We start from the raw sequence: 15,531 nt of genomic DNA, 5'->3' as shown, positions 1-15,531 counted from the left end.
GCATCCCGGCGGCCCGCTTCGTCCCGCGAAGGTCGCCGCATTCATGGAAATGACGGCGCTCCTTCGCAGCCCCCTCTCCCGGCCAGACACCGTGCAAGGCTGCAAGAACATCAGCAAGGACATGTAATGAAACTGACCCGAAGAACCGTATTGGCATTCACCGCAGCAGCAACGCTGGCGGGCAGCGCTGCTGTTTCACAAGCGGCAAATTCCAAGGCGACAGAGACACGAGGTCTTGATGACCTCTATAAGGCAGCCCTGAAGGAAGGTGGCCGCGTGATCGTCTATGCGGGCGGCGACACGCCCGGCCAGCAGGACGGCATAAAGAAGGCCTTTGAAACACGCTTTCCGGGCGTCACACTGGACGTGGTCGTAGACTACAGCAAGTTCCACGAGGCCCGCATCGACAACCAGGTCGCGACCGGCAAGCACGTTGCCGACGTCATCCAGATCCAGACCCTGCAGAACTTCCCTCGCTGGAAGGCGGAAGGCATTTTGGTGCCCTACAAGCCCACCGGCTGGGACAAGGTCTATGCAAAATTCCGCGATCCGGATGGCGCCTATACGGGCGTGTTTGTTGATGCGTTTTCGAATGTGGTCAATTCGAAGCTCATGCCGGATGAAAAAACCTGGCCACGCGAAGCCAAGGATTACCTCCGCCCTGAATTCAAGGGCAAGCTGGTTCTGACCTATCCCACCGACGATGACGCCGTGCTCTTCTGGTTCAAGCAGGTCGTCGACAAATACGGCTGGGATTATGTCGAGGCGCTAGCGAAGCAGGAGCCGATTTATGTGCGTGGCACGCAGGCTCCGGCAGACATGGTGGAAAGCGGCGCTGCAACCGCGACCTTCTCCACCGACGGCGGTCTGGTGCCATTCGACGGCACGGTCTCCCGTTTTGTGCTGCCCAAGGAAGATCCTTTTGTCGCATGGCCACAGCAAGCCGCAATCCTGAAGGGCGCTCCGCATCCCGACGCAGCCAAGCTTTATCTCAGCTGGCTGCTGGACAAGGACACCCAGAAAAACGTCTGGTACATGTGGTCGGTGCGCACGGATGTGGCCCCGCCGGCGGGCTACAAGCCGATCTGGGAATATAGCAATGGCGATCCGACCGCCTTTGGTCGTTTCCTTGCGGATCGGGGCGCTGTGGAGCGCTTCCGCGCGCAGATCGGTCTCTATCTCGGTGAAACCAAGGGCGAACCCTCTCCCGGCCGTCCCGGTCTCTACCCGGAAAAAGCCCTTCCGCACTGAACGGCTATAAAGCCCGCGATCTACGAATTCCGATAGACGCGGCAGAAAATAGATAAGAACGAGGCCGGCGGGCATCAGCCCGTCGGTTATATTGCCCGGCGCTTGGGAAGGCTCTTCCCGAGAAGAGCCAATTGGCCGTAGCGCCACCCATTTCCCGAAATCACGCATTCGTTGAGCTCCGAGAGCAGAGCAAACCGCGTTCGCACGGCAATAGCGTGCCCGTGAGGCCGGCTGGAATTTGACAGGCGTAAATCCGTCCTGTATTAAGATACGATGTTTTGTATTATAAAACGTTAATGCGTGAATGGGAACGGAAATGCTGCATGTCCAGGCTTCACTGTAAGATCGGCAACGTCGACCTCAAGAACCCGGTGATCGCCGCTTCCGGCGAGCATATGATTGACATGAGCGGTGTCGAGCGGGCGATCGCGGCCGGGGCTGGTGCTGTTGTCGTCAAATCCACCAACGAATCAGAGGCCGCTCGCGACCAACTCCGCCGTGCTCAATATATAGCTCTCGATGCTGACTGGTGCCCGGTGCGATGGGCATCCGCCCCGCGTGACGCGACGATCGCCAGCCGGTCCGGTTTAACACCGCAAAGCTTCGAAGAATGGTTGGCGCAGGCCGTGGCGCTGGACAAAATTGCCAGGAAACATGACTGTCTTTTAGTCGCCAGTCTGATTTTGGCGGATCTCGATCATGCCCTCATATTGGCGCGCGCAGTCGAACAGGCGGGTTTGCGCGTTCTGGAGTTCAATATCGGCACGCCCTATGCGAGCCAGGCAGCCAAAGGTGCCGTTTCGACCGAGCTGCTGCCCGAAAGGGTCGCCGCAATCGTGGCGGCAGTCCGTTCGTCAGTCTCCATCCCAATCTGGATAAAGCTGACGGGCCAGAGCGAGCGTGTTCCGGATCTGGCGGAAGCCGCCTTCGCAAACGGGGCCGACTCGGTCGTGATGGCCGGACGGCTTTTGGGATTTGTTCCGGATATCGAAACGCTAGAGCCATACCTCGGTACGAGCCTCGCGGTTGGTGGATTCTGGAACCTGCCGCTGACCTGCCAATGGCTGGCCTTGACCCGCACGCGCCTCGGCGCTGGTCACCCGCTCATCGGCATCAATGGCGCACAGAATGGGCTCGATGCCGCACGCATGCTTCTCGCCGGCGCCTCGGCTGTCGGCATGACCTCCGCCGTGATGCTGCGCGGCTATGATGTGATCAGCCGCAGCGTGGCCGAACTCGATAGCTGGCTACTGACCAAGGGGCTCACTGCAACCGCCGCCGTGGGCGTTGCCGCAGACCGGCGCAAGACCTTTGCCGAGATGCCGCTGCGCCATGACCACTGGCGAGACTTCATACCCGCTTCGTAAGCCGAAATTTTGGGAGATGGACGATGACCAACACCGCTGATGCCACAAGCAACGCCCAGATCGATCGCCTGATGAAAGGTGCCGTCGACCTGCACGTGCATAGCGGGCCATCGCTGATGCCGCGCGCGGTGGATCATATCGAAGTGGTCCGGCAGGCTGCAGATGCCGGCATGGCGGCTATCCTGCTCAAGGATCACTACTATCCGACGATGCCCATCGCCCATCTGATCAACAAACATTATCCGTCCGACGTGAAGACGCTTGGTGCGATCGTTCTCAACAATCCACTCGGCGGACTTAACCCCAGCGCGGTTGATTATGCGCTGAAGCAGGGCGCCCGGGTCGTCTGGATGGCGACAGCGCATGCGCAGAACCATCTGGACCATGACAAGAAGGATGCCGATTTTAAAAACAAGTTTCCGGTCAACAGCAAAAAGACCGTCGCATCCATCGGCTGCCGCCTGGTCGATGCCGCCGGCGCTGTCACAGATGATGTGAAGCTTATTCTGGATCTGATCGCCGAGGCCGATGCAGCTGTCTCTGGCGGCCATCATCACATCGACGAACTCTGGCCGTTTTACGAGGAGGCGAAGGCGCGCGGCGTAAGACGAATGTTCCTGAACCATCCAACCTATGTGAACGACGGCACGTTCGAAGATATCGGACAGCTTGTCCGCATGGGGGTGATGATCGAGCATTCCATTTGCATGTTCATCCCCTCGACCTTCTATCTGTTTGATCACGACCACCTGCGTAAGGCGATCGCTGCCGCTGGTGTCGACAACACGTTCTTCGGTTCGGATCTCGGGCAGAAGAACAATCCAACCCCGATCGAGGGGTTCCGGCAGATTATCCGACTGCTGCTCGATCTCGATTATGCCGAAGATGACGTTCGCAAGATGGTTGCGGGAAATGCCGCCCGCTTCATTGGTGACACATGACCTCCGACCATTTCCGGGAACGCATACGCAGGCGAGAGCCTCTTATCGGCACATTCGTGAAGACGCCGGCCTTCCATATCATCGAGCTGCTTGGGATTGCCGGGCTGGATTTTGTGGTGGCTGATGCCGAACATGCGCCGATCGACAATGGCCAGGTCGACAACATGGTTGCGGTTGCCGGGGTGTTGCCTGTGCTTGTCCGCGTTCCCGGCAATGATCCCATGCCTATTGCATCGGTGCTGGACCTTGGCGCCACCGGCGTCGTGGTGCCGCATGTGCGGAGTGCCGACGATGCCGTGGCCGTGTTGGACGCTGCGGATTTTGCCAGGGGCTCGCGCGGCTTTTCACCCTCGGTACGGGCCGGCCGTTTCGGAACGGATAATGTCGAAGCGTTTCGCAGCCGCGCCGACAAGGAACGCGTGCTTTTCGTTCAGATCGAAGACGGCGAAGCCTTGGAACAACTGGACGCGATTGCGTCGATCGACGACATCGATGTCCTCTTTATCGGCCCAGCCGATCTTGCCCTTTCGCTCGGCTGCTCGGGCGCGGACGATCCGCGTCTTCAAGACGCGATTACCACCATTGCTAAGGCCGGGCAACGGCACGGACGAGCAGTCGGTATTTTCGTCGGTTCCGTCGAAGCCATTGCTGCTTACCGCGCGCTGGGCATCTCCGTCTTTATTTGCGGCTCGGACCAGAGCTTCCTGCTTGCCGAGGCGCGTCGTGTCAAACGCTCGGCCTTTGCCGGCTGAGGCTTCTTCAGGAGGAATGATCATGGATGTTCACAGTGTCGATTGGGAAAAGATGGAATGGACGCCCGTGCGCCCTGGAATTCAGCGCAAGGCTTTTTCGGGAGACGGCGCGACGCTGGCCCTGCATCTGCTTCAGCCCGGGCATGAAACCCGGCCCCATTCCCACCCGCACGAGCAGATCGTCTACATCATGTCCGGTCTTGTCGATTTTCATATCGGCGACAGCGTGGTTCGGCTGGGGCCTGGTGGTGTGGCGAAGATCCCCGGTGATGTCATCCACTATGCCGAAGTCATCGGCGACCAGCCCGTTCTCAACCTCGATATCTTCACGCCGGCCCGGCCGGAATATGCCTGATTGCCGCCTGTCTCGTTAAGGAGCTTACCATGACCAAATCCCTCTTCATCAATGGTGTCTGGACGGCCGGAAGCGGCACACGCCGCGGCAGGGTCATGGATCCGGCCAGATCGCAGCAGACCGGCGAGGTCGCCATTGCCGAGGTGGCCGATCTCGATACGGCGCTGGAGGCGGCCGGTCGCAGCTTTGCCACCTGGCGCAAGACCACCGCCTATGAACGCTCGCGTCTGCTGCTGAAGGCCGCAGCTCTGGTTCGCGCGCGCGGTGAAGCCATCACGGCCGCCATCACCCGCGAACAGGGAAAACCGCTGGCGGAGGCACGACTGGAAGCCAGCGCGACTGCCGATATCATCGAATGGTATGCGGAAGAAGCGCGCCGGGCCTATGGCCGGGTCATCCCTTCTCGCCTGCCGGGCGCCCGGCAAATGGCAATTCAGGAGCCCGTCGGTCCGGTCGCCGCCTTCAGCCCGTGGAATTTCCCCTGCGGGCAGCTCGTCCGCAAGATAGCCGCAGCGCTGGCGGCAGGCTGCACGATTATCGCCAAGGCACCGGAGGAAACCCCGAGCTCCGTCATCGCACTGGTTGAATGCTTCGAGGAAGCCGGTTTGCCTCCAGGCGTGCTCAATCTCGTGTTCGGCATACCCGCCGAAATCTCCAGCCATCTCATCCCTTCTCCGATCATCCGCAAGATCTCGTTTACCGGGTCCGTGCCGGTCGGTCGTCATCTCGCGTCACTGGCAGGCCAGTATCTGAAGCGCACGACGATGGAGCTTGGCGGCCACGCGCCATTCATCGTTTGCGACGATGCGGATCCTGCCGCCGTCAGCACGCTCGGCGCTGGCATGAAGTTTCGCAACGCCGGACAGATATGCACATCTCCCACCCGCTTTTTGGTGGCGGCCCCCCTGCATGCGGATTTCGTCACCCGCTTTGCGGATATCGCGGGCAAGCTGGTGGTTGGCAATGGCAGTGAAGCGGAAACCCAAATGGGCCCGCTTGCCCACGCCCGCCGGATCGATGCCGTCGACGGTCTTATCCGCGATGCCATCGAGCAGGGCGCAACGCTGGTGACTGGCGGTAAGCGCATCGGCAACGAGGGTACTTTCTACGCTCCGACGGTGCTTGCCGATGTGCCACTTTCGGCCCGTATCATGCATGAGGAGCCCTTCGGCCCTGTCGCTGTCATCAACCGGTTCACCTCGCTGCCCGACATGATCACCGAGGCCAACCGCCTGCCCTACGGGCTCGGGGCCTATGCGTTCACCAGGTCAAGCGCCAACATCGCACGCATTTCCGACGATGTGGAATCCGGGATGATCTCCATCAACCATTTCGGCCTTGCCGCTCCCGAAACGCCCTTTGGCGGCATCAAGGACAGCGGCCATGGAAGCGAGGGCGGCTCCGAGGGCCTGCAGGCCTATCTGGCCACAAAGTTTATCAGCCAAGTGGGCGCCTGAACAGGCAGAACGGGCGAGGCGGGCAAGGCGGGCAAGGCGGGCAAGGGAGGCGGGTTTGGAGTATGCGCATCTTTCCGTCAATGCCCGGCCCGCCCTGCGCTTTACGGTAGACGAGACGGATATGTTCGCGCATTGGCTCACCGGTGCAACCGGCTGTGTCGTCGGTCGGCAGGCGAACCGGGCCTACATCGACCTCGTGTTGAAGGATAAGATCCAGAGATTCGACATTCCGGACGAAGCAGCACTTGAGCTTGCGCTCGCCATGGTGCGGCAGCGCGACATAAGCGTTCATCACGACCGGACAATCATCCGGGCTGTCACTTGGATCGTTGTTGGCGCGCTGATCCTGATCGGCGCACTGGAACTCTATACGCGGTAATGTGAAGGAGCATTCAGATGACAGATCGAAGGTCGGTCCATATTCAGGGATTTCGCCACAAGAACCCGATCCCGAATGCGTCCCGCATCGGCGATATCGTGATGTCTGGCATAATCAATGGTGTCGATCCCGAAGCCGGAACGATTGCCGAAGGGATCGACGCCCAGACCTTTTTCATGTTCGGTCATATGCGCGCCATCGTCGAGGCCGCCGGCGGATCGACAAATGACATTCTGAAGGTGACCGTATGGATGCGGGATCGCTCCAACCGCGAGGCACTCAATCGCGAATGGCTGGCGCTGTTTCCCGATGAAACCAGCAGACCTGCGCGCCACAGCCTCCAGGCGCAGCTTGAAGGGTAAATCGAAATCCAGTGCGATTTTACGGCGGTGCTCCGCACCGGAGCGGCAGGGGAAGCCCAAACTTGACCGGCTATTTCCCTTTCGATGCCGATCCCCGGCCGCCATCGTTTGCTGTGCCCTCGGGTGCGATTGACAGTCAGTTCCATGTATTTGGGCCGGAAGCGCGGTATGCCTCGCGCCCGGGTGCCACCTACACGATGCCGCAGGCGACATTTGCCGAGGCGCGCCGCATGCACAAGGCCCTTCACATCGAACGCGGCGTCATCGTGCAGGCAACCACCTATGGCATGGACCACAGCGCATTGCTGGATTCACTTTCTGCTTCCGGCGGCAACTACCGGGGTTGCGCGATCGGTGCGGTGCTGAACGAGGCAAGCGATGCGGTGCTGCAAACATTGCACGATGCCGGTATTCGCGGTGCCCGCTTCAATTTCCTCAAAGCCGTCAATCTGGCCCCGGACCCGCAGAAATTCGCGCGCGCCGTGGCACGGGCGGCTGAACTCGGTTGGTACATCAAGATCCAGCCAGGCGAGAGCGGCATTCTGGATCATGTGGCGCTCTATCAGAACCTCGATATCCCCGTGGTGATCGACCACATGGGCCGCCCTGATCTTATCCAGGGTGTGGACGGGCCGACTGTTTGCAAGGTGCGAGACCTTCTCCGGCGCGGCAATGTCTGGGTCATGCTGTCGAATGGGCACAAGCTGTCACTAACAGGAACGCCATGGAATGACATCGTGCCGATCGCCCGGTCCTATATAGACGCAGCATCCGAGAGAGTGATCTGGGCCAGCGACTGGCCGCATCCACTCTCGAAGACGCAGCCGCCGAATGATGGAGACCTGATGGACCTGCTGTTTCGCTACGCAGGCGACGAAACGACCGCACGGCGCATTTTGGTGGACAATCCGGCACACTTGTTCGGCTTTTGAACCGGCATGGGAACTGTCGGGTGGCCCGTCACCAGCTATATCAAGGCTGGCGACCGGAGACCGTCATCTTGTCGTAGCCTAGGTTCCAGGAAATGCGCAGGCTCGCCTTCAGCAGGGCTTCGACCTGCTTGTGACTAGGGTCATGCTTGATATTCTGGACCGAACCGACAATCGCAATTGTGCCCACCAGATCGCCCGTCTGGTCAAGGATAGGCGCAGCAAGAGCGTTTATGCCGAAGGTCTCCTGGTTTGCCGCGGTGACATACCCCTGCGCGCGGGCGAGCTGCAGCTCTTTGTCGAATGCGGCCGGATCTGTGATCGTGTGTTCCGTGATCGGCTCCAGTCCCTTGCGCAGCACGCCCTGCAAGAGCGGCTTGCGGCTGAAGGCCAGCGCAATCTTACCCTGCGCGGTGCCATGGAGGACGAGTTCGCTGCCCTCGCGCACACCGATCTCAAGCGTGGATTTGCCAAAGACCGTGCGCAGGACGATCAGCGATGTCCCGCGCAGCGCGGACACGACCACCGTCTCGCCGATCTCGTCGCGAAGCGCCGAAACGGCTTCCGTCGAGGCCGACAGGATCTCGATGCGCGCAGCCGCCGTCTGGCCGATAAAATAAGATCGCATACCGAGCTTGTAACGCGACGATGTCTGGTTCTGGTCGACATATCCGCGTTCCATTAGCGTTTGCAGGTGGCGGAACACCGTGCCCTTTGTGGTGCCGAGATGAGCCGCCAGTTCACTGACGCCGACCTCTTCCTGCGATGCAGCCACGGCCTCGAGCACGTCGAAAGCCAGTTGAACCGATTTTACGCTGCCATCCGAGCGGGTTTTGATATCCATTTGTCCGTTTTCCTGAAGCTATGCCGCAGCGATCCACAAGCACATCTCTAATTGCATTGGTATCGATTCGGTCGGCTCGACACAAGCGTGACCGTGATCTCCGCGGTCGATATCAGTGCAGCATAATTCCTCAAGTTTTGTCTTGCAATGCGAAACATCATTTCGTACAACAAAACGACAACGGGAGAATTCTAGTGCTTTCTAACTTGGATAACTCACCACACAGCAGGGATATCCAGTCCCATGCTCACCCGCAAACCAATTTCCGGGCCCATGAACAAATCGGCCCGATGATTATCGACAGCGGAAACGGCGTTCGCATACGCGATGACAATGGAAGAGATTTCATCGACGGAATGGCGGGCTTGTGGTGCACTTCACTCGGCTTTTCCGAGCAACGCCTGATCGACGCGGCTTGCCGCCAGATGCGCAAACTTCCCTACACGCAGACCTTCGCGCACCGCACTAGCGAACCGGTGATTGATCTGGCTGAGGCGCTGCTGCAGCGCGCACCATCGCCCATGTCAAAAGTTATGTTTCAGTCCTCAGGTTCCGAGGCTGTGGATACGGCGATCAAACTCGCCTGGTATTATTTTGCTGCAATTGGAAAGCCTGAAAAGCGCAAAATCATCGGACGAACCAAAGCTTATCATGGCACCACGATTGCTGCTGCCAGCCTGACTGGTCTGCCGAACATGCACAATGGATACGGCTTACCACTCCCGGGCTTCCTTCATGTTTCATGCCCCGACACCTATCGCGGCATGCAGGAAGGTGAGACCGAGGCTGCCTATTCCGAGCGGCTTGCCGGTGAGCTGGAGGCGCTGATCATCAAAGAAGATCCGGAAACGATCGCTGCCTTTTTCGCCGAGCCTGTGATGGGCACCGGCGGTGTCATGGTCCCGCCCGAGGGCTATTTCGATGCCGTGCAGAAGGTCCTCCGCAAGCACGAGATTCTGCTTGTCGCAGACGAGGTGATCTGTGGTTTTGGCAGGACAGGCCAGTATTGGGGCTCGCAGCTCTACGGGCTCGAACCCGACATGCTGACCTGCGCCAAGGGCTTGTCATCTGCCTATTTTCCCATCTCCGCACTGATGATCAATGACCGGGTATATCAGGCGATCGCGGACTTCACACAGCAATTCAATGGTTTCGGCCATGGTTATACCTATGGTGGACATCCTGTAGGTGCTGCTGTCGCGATGGAAACGCTGCGCATCTATGATGAGATGGACATCTGCGCCCGCGTGCGTTCGCTGGCGCCGTTGTTGCAAGATGGCTTGCGGTCGCTCGGTGATATGCCCATCGTCGGTAATGTTCGTGGCGTCGGCCTGATGGCGGCGGTCGAATTTGTCAGTGACAAATCCGCCCGCCTTCCCTTCCCCATGGAAGCGAATGTTGCCGGCCGCATCGCGAACGCCATCAAGGAGCGCGGCGTGCTGTTGCGTGCGCTGGGGCCAAGCCTCGTGCTTTCACCGCCGCTGATCGCGACCGAAGCCGACATCCGTGAGATCGTGGCTGCGGTGGCCGATAGCGTCGCCTTCATACAGGAGCTGATTGACTGATGAACCAAGTAAACCGCAACCCGGACAATGCTGTTGGATCGCAACCGATTGCATCCTTTCGTTCGGTGTCGAAGCGGTATGATTCCAATAGTCTGGTCGTCGACGACCTCGATCTGGATATTGTCAGAGGGGAATTTCTGACCCTTCTCGGGCCGAGCGGTTCAGGCAAGACGACAACCTTGATGATGCTGGCAGGTTTCGAATGGCCGACATCGGGCAATATCCTGATGGATGGCGATGATATTACCGGTCTGCCACCCTACCTGCGCGATATGGGCGTGGTGTTCCAGAGCTACGCGCTATTTCCGCACATGACGATCGCTGAGAACATCGAGTTTCCACTGGCAGTGCGCAAAATAGCGCCGGAGGAGAGACGCCGACGCGTGGCGGAGGCTCTGGATCTCGTCCATCTCGGCAGCTACGCAAATCGCTATCCGATACAGCTCTCCGGCGGGCAACAACAGCGTGTGGCCCTTGCGCGTTCGCTGGTCTATCGGCCGCGGATGGTCTTGATGGACGAGCCGCTCGGTGCGCTCGACAAGGCGCTACGAGAACAGATGCAGCTTGAGATCAAGCAGATCCACCAGCAAATGGGTATCACCTTCGTCTATGTGACCCATGATCAGGACGAGGCGCTGACCATGTCGGATCGAGTTGCCGTGTTCCATCAAGGCAAGATCCAGCAGATCACCTCTCCGGTCGAAATCTACAAGCGGCCGAGAAACCGCTTCGTAGCGACGTTTCTGGGCGAGACCAATACCCTTGAAGGTCTGGTCACCCAATGTGCTGAAGGATTTGCCGACATCCAGCTCAGCTGCGGCTCCATCTTGCGAGGCCGCGCTGGTGAGGGCGTCGTCAGCGGCGCAAAGGCGGCGTTGATGGTGCGCCCGGAATCAATCGGCGTGAAAGGTGGACCCGGCAACGGCCTCAGGGGTCGGCTGGTCGATCAGCATTTCCACGGAGATCATATCCGCCTGCATGTCGCCCTTGATGGTGGGCAGGCGCTCCAGCTCAAGGTCAAACCCCAGGAAGGCGCCGAACTGCGGCAATCGGGCGAGACAGTTGCGATGACGATTCAGGAAGAGGACGCATTGATCCTCCTCTGAAATGACAGCCTATCTAAAAACGAAAAAGGGGAATTGCATGTCGAAGAAAACTGGACTTTTGATGACCGCTCTACTCGTCGGCGGAATGCCGTTCACTCAGGCCTCCGCCCGGGACCTGGTGATCGTCTCCAACGGCGGGACGTTTCAGCAGGCGCAACATGACTCGATCTTTGCACCGTATGAAAAGAAGACCGGAAAAAAGGTCGTCGAGGACACCTGGGATAACGGTATTGGTGTTCTCCGCACCAAGGTGGAAGCCGGCGACAGCGGTTGGGATATCGTGATCGCCGAAAGCGAGGAACTGCAGATCGCTTGCCAGGAAGGGCTCGTGCTGCCGCTCGACATCAACCGGCTTGGTAGTAAGGACAATTACGTACCGGGCGCTGTCAGTGAATGTGGCGTTGGCGCTGCCATCTACAACCACGTTCTTGCCTACGACAAGACCAAGGTTCAAACAGCACCCACATGGGCCGACTTCTTCGATCTCGCAAAATATCCGGGAAAGCGCGCACTACGCCAGTCGCCGAAGACCAACCTTGAGTTCGCCCTCCTCGCCGACGGCGTGGCGCCTGCGGATGTCTACAAGACTCTCTCTCACTCCGAAGGTGTAGACCGCGCCTTTGCAAAGCTGGATACCATCAAGTCGTCGCTTGTATTCTGGTCATCGGGCGGACAGCCGATGCAGCTCCTGGCTTCCGGCGAAGTGGTGATGACCTCGTCCTTCAACGGGCGGGCGACGAATGCCATCAACAAGGACAAGAAGCCATTTGGGATTGTCTGGGATCAGTCCCTGCAGACAGTCGACAGTTGGGTCATCTTGAAGACTTCTCCCAATGTGGATGCGGCCTATGACCTTCTGAAATATGCCGGCGAGGCCGAGCCGCAAAGCCACCTACCCGAAGTGCAGCCGATCGGTATTACATCGGCAAAGGCTTTCGACATGATCGATCCCAAGCTGCGCGCCGATCTTCCGACTGCACCGGAAAACGCGAAGAATGTCCTGAAAATCGATGATGCATTCTGGATCGACAACATCGATGCTTTGACCGCCCGCTGGGCTGAATGGGCCGCCAAGTAAGTCGCGCCAGCCCCCGACGCCATCAGGTGACGCGGGGGCTTCCCTGGTCCAAATGAAGTTCGAGGCTCGACATGACGGCAACATTCAACCCCTTGCGCAGTGCGAAAGGTTCCATGTGGCGCGGCTATGCGCTGATTGCCCCGCTGTTTCTGTTTTTGCTCTCCACATTCGTCGTGCCGACCGGCATGCTGCTATGGCGCAGCGTTGCCGATCCTGAGCTAGGGGCAGCCTTGCCGCTGACGGCTTCGGTTCTTGCAAACTGGAATGGCCGCGGGTTGCCCGACGAGGCCGAGCCGGCGCTTATTGCCGATCTTAAGAGTGTCGACAGGGCAAAACTTGCCTCGCTCAGTCGGCGCCTGTCCTATGAGGATGCTGGCTTTCGGGCGCTGCTGCAGACGACAAAACGCCAGATCGATTCTGGTGCGGCAGGCTCGCTGGTGGCAATACAATCAAAATGGTCGGAAAATTCCACTTGGCAGGCGATGAAACGAGCCGCGGGGCCCATTGGCGCCTACCACCTTCTGTCGGCTGTCGATCTAAAGTACGACTACGAAAAAGGGCTCGGCTCCCTCCGTCCGGATGGTACGCTTTACCGATCGATCATTCTTCGCACCTTCATCATAGCCTTCAGCACGGCCATCATCACTCTCGTGCTTGCCTTCCCGTTGTGCATATTCCTGCTGCGGCAGACCCCAAAGATCCACAATGTATTGTTGCTTTTCGTACTGTTGCCGTTCTGGACCTCCATTCTCGTGCGGACGACGGCATGGCTTGCGCTGCTTCAGGACCGTGGCGTCATCAACTCGCTGCTAATGGATATGGGGATTATCGATAGCCCGCTGAAACTGCTGTATAATCGCGTTGGAGTGATCATAGCGATGGTCCATGTCATGCTGCCTTTCATGATTTTTCCGTTGCTCGGTTCGATGCGGTCGATCGATCCGCGGTTATACCGTGCAGCCCTTTCTCTAGGTGCTCGTCCGCTCTATGCTTTCCGCCGTGTGTATATCCCGCAGGTATTGCCCGGCATGATGGCCGGGATGCTCATGGTTTTCGTGGTTTCTCTTGGTTTTTACATCACGCCCATGCTCGTCGGCGGGCCCGGCGACCAGATGATCAGCTATTATATCGCGCTCTTCACCACCAGCACTCTGAATTGGGGGCTTGCCTCCTCACTTGGCCTGATCCTTTTGTCCCTGACACTCGCTCTCTATACGCTGCAAAACCTTATGGTGCGCGGCGGCTCGAGCAAAAGCTAGGAGAGACCAGTGGGCAGAACTCCCCCTAAAGCTGCAAGCATCGCGTGCCGCCTGAGCCTGGGGATTTTCTCCACGCTTATACTTGCATTTTTGATCGCCCCGCTAATCGTGATCGTGATGTTTTCGTTTAACGCAGGCGGCGATTTCACCTATCCGATCAAGGGCCTTTCTCTTCACTGGTATGCGCAATTTCTAACAACGGATACATGGACAGACGCTTTCTATCACAGTGTTATGCTGGCGATTGCAACGACTGCGATCGCAACGCCGCTCGGAACCATGGCAGCGCTGGGCCTCGCAACGCCTCAACTCCCGGGAAAGCGGCTCATCGGTGCTCTATTGCTGATCCCGATGATCGCTCCGGTCGTTATCGTCGGCGTTGGTATGTATTTCCTGTTCTCGACGCTGGGGCTCACAGCCACTTATACGGGACTTGTGCTGGCCCACACCGCCCTCGCGGTGCCGTTCGTCGTTGTCAGTGTCTCGGCAGTGCTGACATCGCTCGATCGCCGATTACTCTGGGCAGCTTCGAGCATGGGGGCAAAACCCCTACTCGCTTTCCGCAAGGTGACTTTGCCAATCATCCTGCCGGGTGTTGCCTCCGGTGCCGTTTTCGCATTTGCAACGTCGCTGGATGAGGTGGTTGTTACCGTATTTTTAGCAGGTCCGGGGCAGCGGACGCTGCCTCGCGAAATGTTCACAGCAGCCCGCGATACATTGACGCCGACGATCGCAGCGGCGGCAACTATCGTCGTTGTCTGCTCGATGCTCCTGCTGTCGGCCTCCACATTATTCAAACGCAAGCTGAAGTGAGGAAAGGAATCGGCATCGGCAAATGACATTCTTGCACTACCTCGGTGTCGGCTTCACGGGCCTGATCCACATTTTCAGCCCCGACATCGTGGTGATGGGCGGCGGAGTGTCGAAAGCGTTCGACCTGCTTTCGGAACGCATTCATACCGTCATCAGACGCGATGCCATGGGTCCCTTCAAGGACGTGAAGGTGGTGCCATGCAAGGCACCAGTGAAAGACCGCCGTGCCCAGTTAGGCGCCCAGAATAACCACGACTTCGCCCGCTGCGACTGAAAGATCGATGCCGTCGAGGGGTGTTGTCACATAAACGCGGCGTCAGTGAATTGGACATAGAGACGGTGGAATGAAGAGTCCTGCCGTCAGCTACAAGCGCCACCGTTTCCCGCAACAGATCGTCTCGAACACGGTCTGGCTGTATTTCAGGTTTCCGCTGACCTTACGCCTTGTCGAGGAGATGCTGCTGGAGCGCGGAGTTGTCGTTTCGTATGAAACGATCCGGCGATGGGGTCGGAAATTCGGACCGGCATACGCAAAGCTACTCCGTCGCAGGCGGCCGTCGCGCCGGGATGTCTGGCATCTGGACGAGGTGGTGATTTCCATCGCAGGCAAGAAGCACTGGCTTTGGCGTGCCGTTGATCAAGATGGCTATGTTCTCGACGAGATTGTTCAGAGCCGACGCGATACGAAGTCCGCCAAGCGATTGCTCGTCAGGCTATTGAAGAAAGCAGGCATGCCGCCCAAGCGGATCATCACCGACAAGCTCCGCTCGTATGGCGCGGCCAAGCGAGAAGTTATGCCGGCTGTCGAGCACCGATCCCACAAGGGTCTCAATAATCGAGCGGAAAATTCCCATCTGCCACTGCGGAAGCGGGAGAGGACGATGCAAGGCTTCCGATCACCGGGAAGTCTGCAGCGCTTCATCTCGATCTTCTCCGCGCTTCGAAATCTCTTCGTCCCCCCAAGTCATAAACGATCCGCGCTGTCCACCCACATTCATCGCATCCGCGCAATAGCGCACTGGAAGGCCGTCACCGGCGCTACCGCTTGATTGCAGACGGCTTGCGACAAACAC

At 58.7% G+C, this 15,531-nt stretch carries 17 protein-coding genes; 16 read left to right on the top strand and 1 reads right to left on the bottom strand.

Annotated features, from left to right (window positions below; genetic code table 11):
* The first annotated feature begins 126 nt into the window (after positions 1-126).
* The 9 genes from CUJ84_RS26560 (at position 127) to CUJ84_RS26520 (ending at position 7,796) form a co-directional block, all read left to right on the top strand.
* A complete protein-coding gene (locus CUJ84_RS26560; RefSeq protein WP_105008665.1) occupies positions 127-1,251 on the top strand; it encodes an ABC transporter substrate-binding protein in 1,125 nt (374 codons plus the stop codon).
* A 323-nt stretch (positions 1,252-1,574) separates the two neighbouring features.
* A complete protein-coding gene (locus CUJ84_RS26555; RefSeq protein ID WP_105008664.1) occupies positions 1,575-2,618 on the top strand; it encodes a dihydroorotate dehydrogenase in 1,044 nt (347 codons plus the stop codon).
* A 23-nt stretch (positions 2,619-2,641) separates the two neighbouring features.
* Positions 2,642-3,559: a DUF6282 family protein gene (locus CUJ84_RS26550; RefSeq protein ID WP_105008663.1), complete on the top strand. Its 918-nt coding sequence runs from the start codon at positions 2,642-2,644 to the stop codon at positions 3,557-3,559.
* 56 nt (positions 3,560-3,615) lie between these two features.
* On the top strand, positions 3,616-4,311 hold the full coding sequence (locus CUJ84_RS26545; protein ID WP_245457591.1) for an HpcH/HpaI aldolase family protein: 696 nt from the start codon (positions 3,616-3,618) through the stop codon (positions 4,309-4,311).
* 22 nt (positions 4,312-4,333) lie between these two features.
* Positions 4,334-4,666 (top strand): cupin domain-containing protein, encoded by a 333-nt coding sequence (locus CUJ84_RS26540; protein WP_105009180.1) that lies wholly within the window; start codon positions 4,334-4,336, stop codon positions 4,664-4,666.
* 29 nt (positions 4,667-4,695) lie between these two features.
* Positions 4,696-6,123: an NAD-dependent succinate-semialdehyde dehydrogenase gene (locus CUJ84_RS26535; protein ID WP_105008661.1), complete on the top strand. Its 1,428-nt coding sequence runs from the start codon at positions 4,696-4,698 to the stop codon at positions 6,121-6,123.
* Positions 6,124-6,178: 55 nt separating this feature from the next.
* Positions 6,179-6,502 carry a hypothetical protein gene (locus tag CUJ84_RS26530; protein WP_105008660.1) on the top strand — a complete coding sequence of 108 codons (324 nt, stop codon included), beginning with the start codon at positions 6,179-6,181 and terminating at the stop codon, positions 6,500-6,502.
* 17 nt (positions 6,503-6,519) lie between these two features.
* Positions 6,520-6,864: a RidA family protein gene (locus tag CUJ84_RS26525; RefSeq protein WP_105008659.1), complete on the top strand. Its 345-nt coding sequence runs from the start codon at positions 6,520-6,522 to the stop codon at positions 6,862-6,864.
* 62 nt (positions 6,865-6,926) lie between these two features.
* Positions 6,927-7,796 (top strand): amidohydrolase family protein, encoded by an 870-nt coding sequence (locus tag CUJ84_RS26520; protein WP_105008658.1) that lies wholly within the window; start codon positions 6,927-6,929, stop codon positions 7,794-7,796.
* A 40-nt stretch (positions 7,797-7,836) separates the two neighbouring features.
* Here CUJ84_RS26520 and CUJ84_RS26515 read toward each other — a convergent pair whose 3' ends face one another.
* On the bottom strand, positions 7,837-8,637 hold the full coding sequence (locus CUJ84_RS26515) for an IclR family transcriptional regulator (RefSeq protein ID WP_105008657.1): 801 nt from the start codon (positions 8,635-8,637) through the stop codon (positions 7,837-7,839).
* Positions 8,638-8,831: 194 nt separating this feature from the next.
* Between CUJ84_RS26515 and CUJ84_RS26510 the strand changes: the two genes are divergently transcribed.
* From CUJ84_RS26510 to CUJ84_RS26480, 7 genes are all read left to right on the top strand, one after another.
* On the top strand, positions 8,832-10,202 hold the full coding sequence (locus CUJ84_RS26510) for an aminotransferase (RefSeq protein WP_245457590.1): 1,371 nt from the start codon (positions 8,832-8,834) through the stop codon (positions 10,200-10,202).
* The gene (locus CUJ84_RS26505) at positions 10,202-11,308 is read left to right on the top strand and encodes an ABC transporter ATP-binding protein (RefSeq protein ID WP_105008655.1); all 1,107 of its coding nucleotides are present in this window, start codon (positions 10,202-10,204) and stop codon (positions 11,306-11,308) included. Before CUJ84_RS26510 ends, CUJ84_RS26505 begins: the two co-directional genes overlap by 1 nt.
* A gap of 37 nt (positions 11,309-11,345) precedes the next feature.
* Complete coding sequence (locus CUJ84_RS26500) at positions 11,346-12,386, top strand: ABC transporter substrate-binding protein (RefSeq protein ID WP_105009179.1); 1,041 nt, start codon at positions 11,346-11,348, stop codon at positions 12,384-12,386.
* A 71-nt stretch (positions 12,387-12,457) separates the two neighbouring features.
* Positions 12,458-13,645 carry an ABC transporter permease gene (locus CUJ84_RS26495; protein ID WP_105008654.1) on the top strand — a complete coding sequence of 396 codons (1,188 nt, stop codon included), beginning with the start codon at positions 12,458-12,460 and terminating at the stop codon, positions 13,643-13,645.
* Positions 13,646-13,654: 9 nt separating this feature from the next.
* Positions 13,655-14,458: an ABC transporter permease gene (locus CUJ84_RS26490; RefSeq protein ID WP_245457589.1), complete on the top strand. Its 804-nt coding sequence runs from the start codon at positions 13,655-13,657 to the stop codon at positions 14,456-14,458.
* Positions 14,459-14,480: 22 nt separating this feature from the next.
* Positions 14,481-14,732 (top strand): ROK family protein, encoded by a 252-nt coding sequence (locus CUJ84_RS26485; RefSeq protein WP_105008653.1) that lies wholly within the window; start codon positions 14,481-14,483, stop codon positions 14,730-14,732.
* Positions 14,733-14,802: 70 nt separating this feature from the next.
* Positions 14,803-15,507 (top strand): IS6 family transposase, encoded by a 705-nt coding sequence (locus tag CUJ84_RS26480; protein WP_105008652.1) that lies wholly within the window; start codon positions 14,803-14,805, stop codon positions 15,505-15,507.
* Positions 15,508-15,531 lie beyond the last annotated feature (24 nt).

The organism is Rhizobium leguminosarum (assembly GCF_002953715.1).
Lineage (GTDB): Bacteria > Pseudomonadota > Alphaproteobacteria > Rhizobiales > Rhizobiaceae > Rhizobium > Rhizobium leguminosarum_V.
Note: the sequence above shows the minus strand (reverse complement) of the source record. Positions and strands in the feature narration are given on the sequence as shown.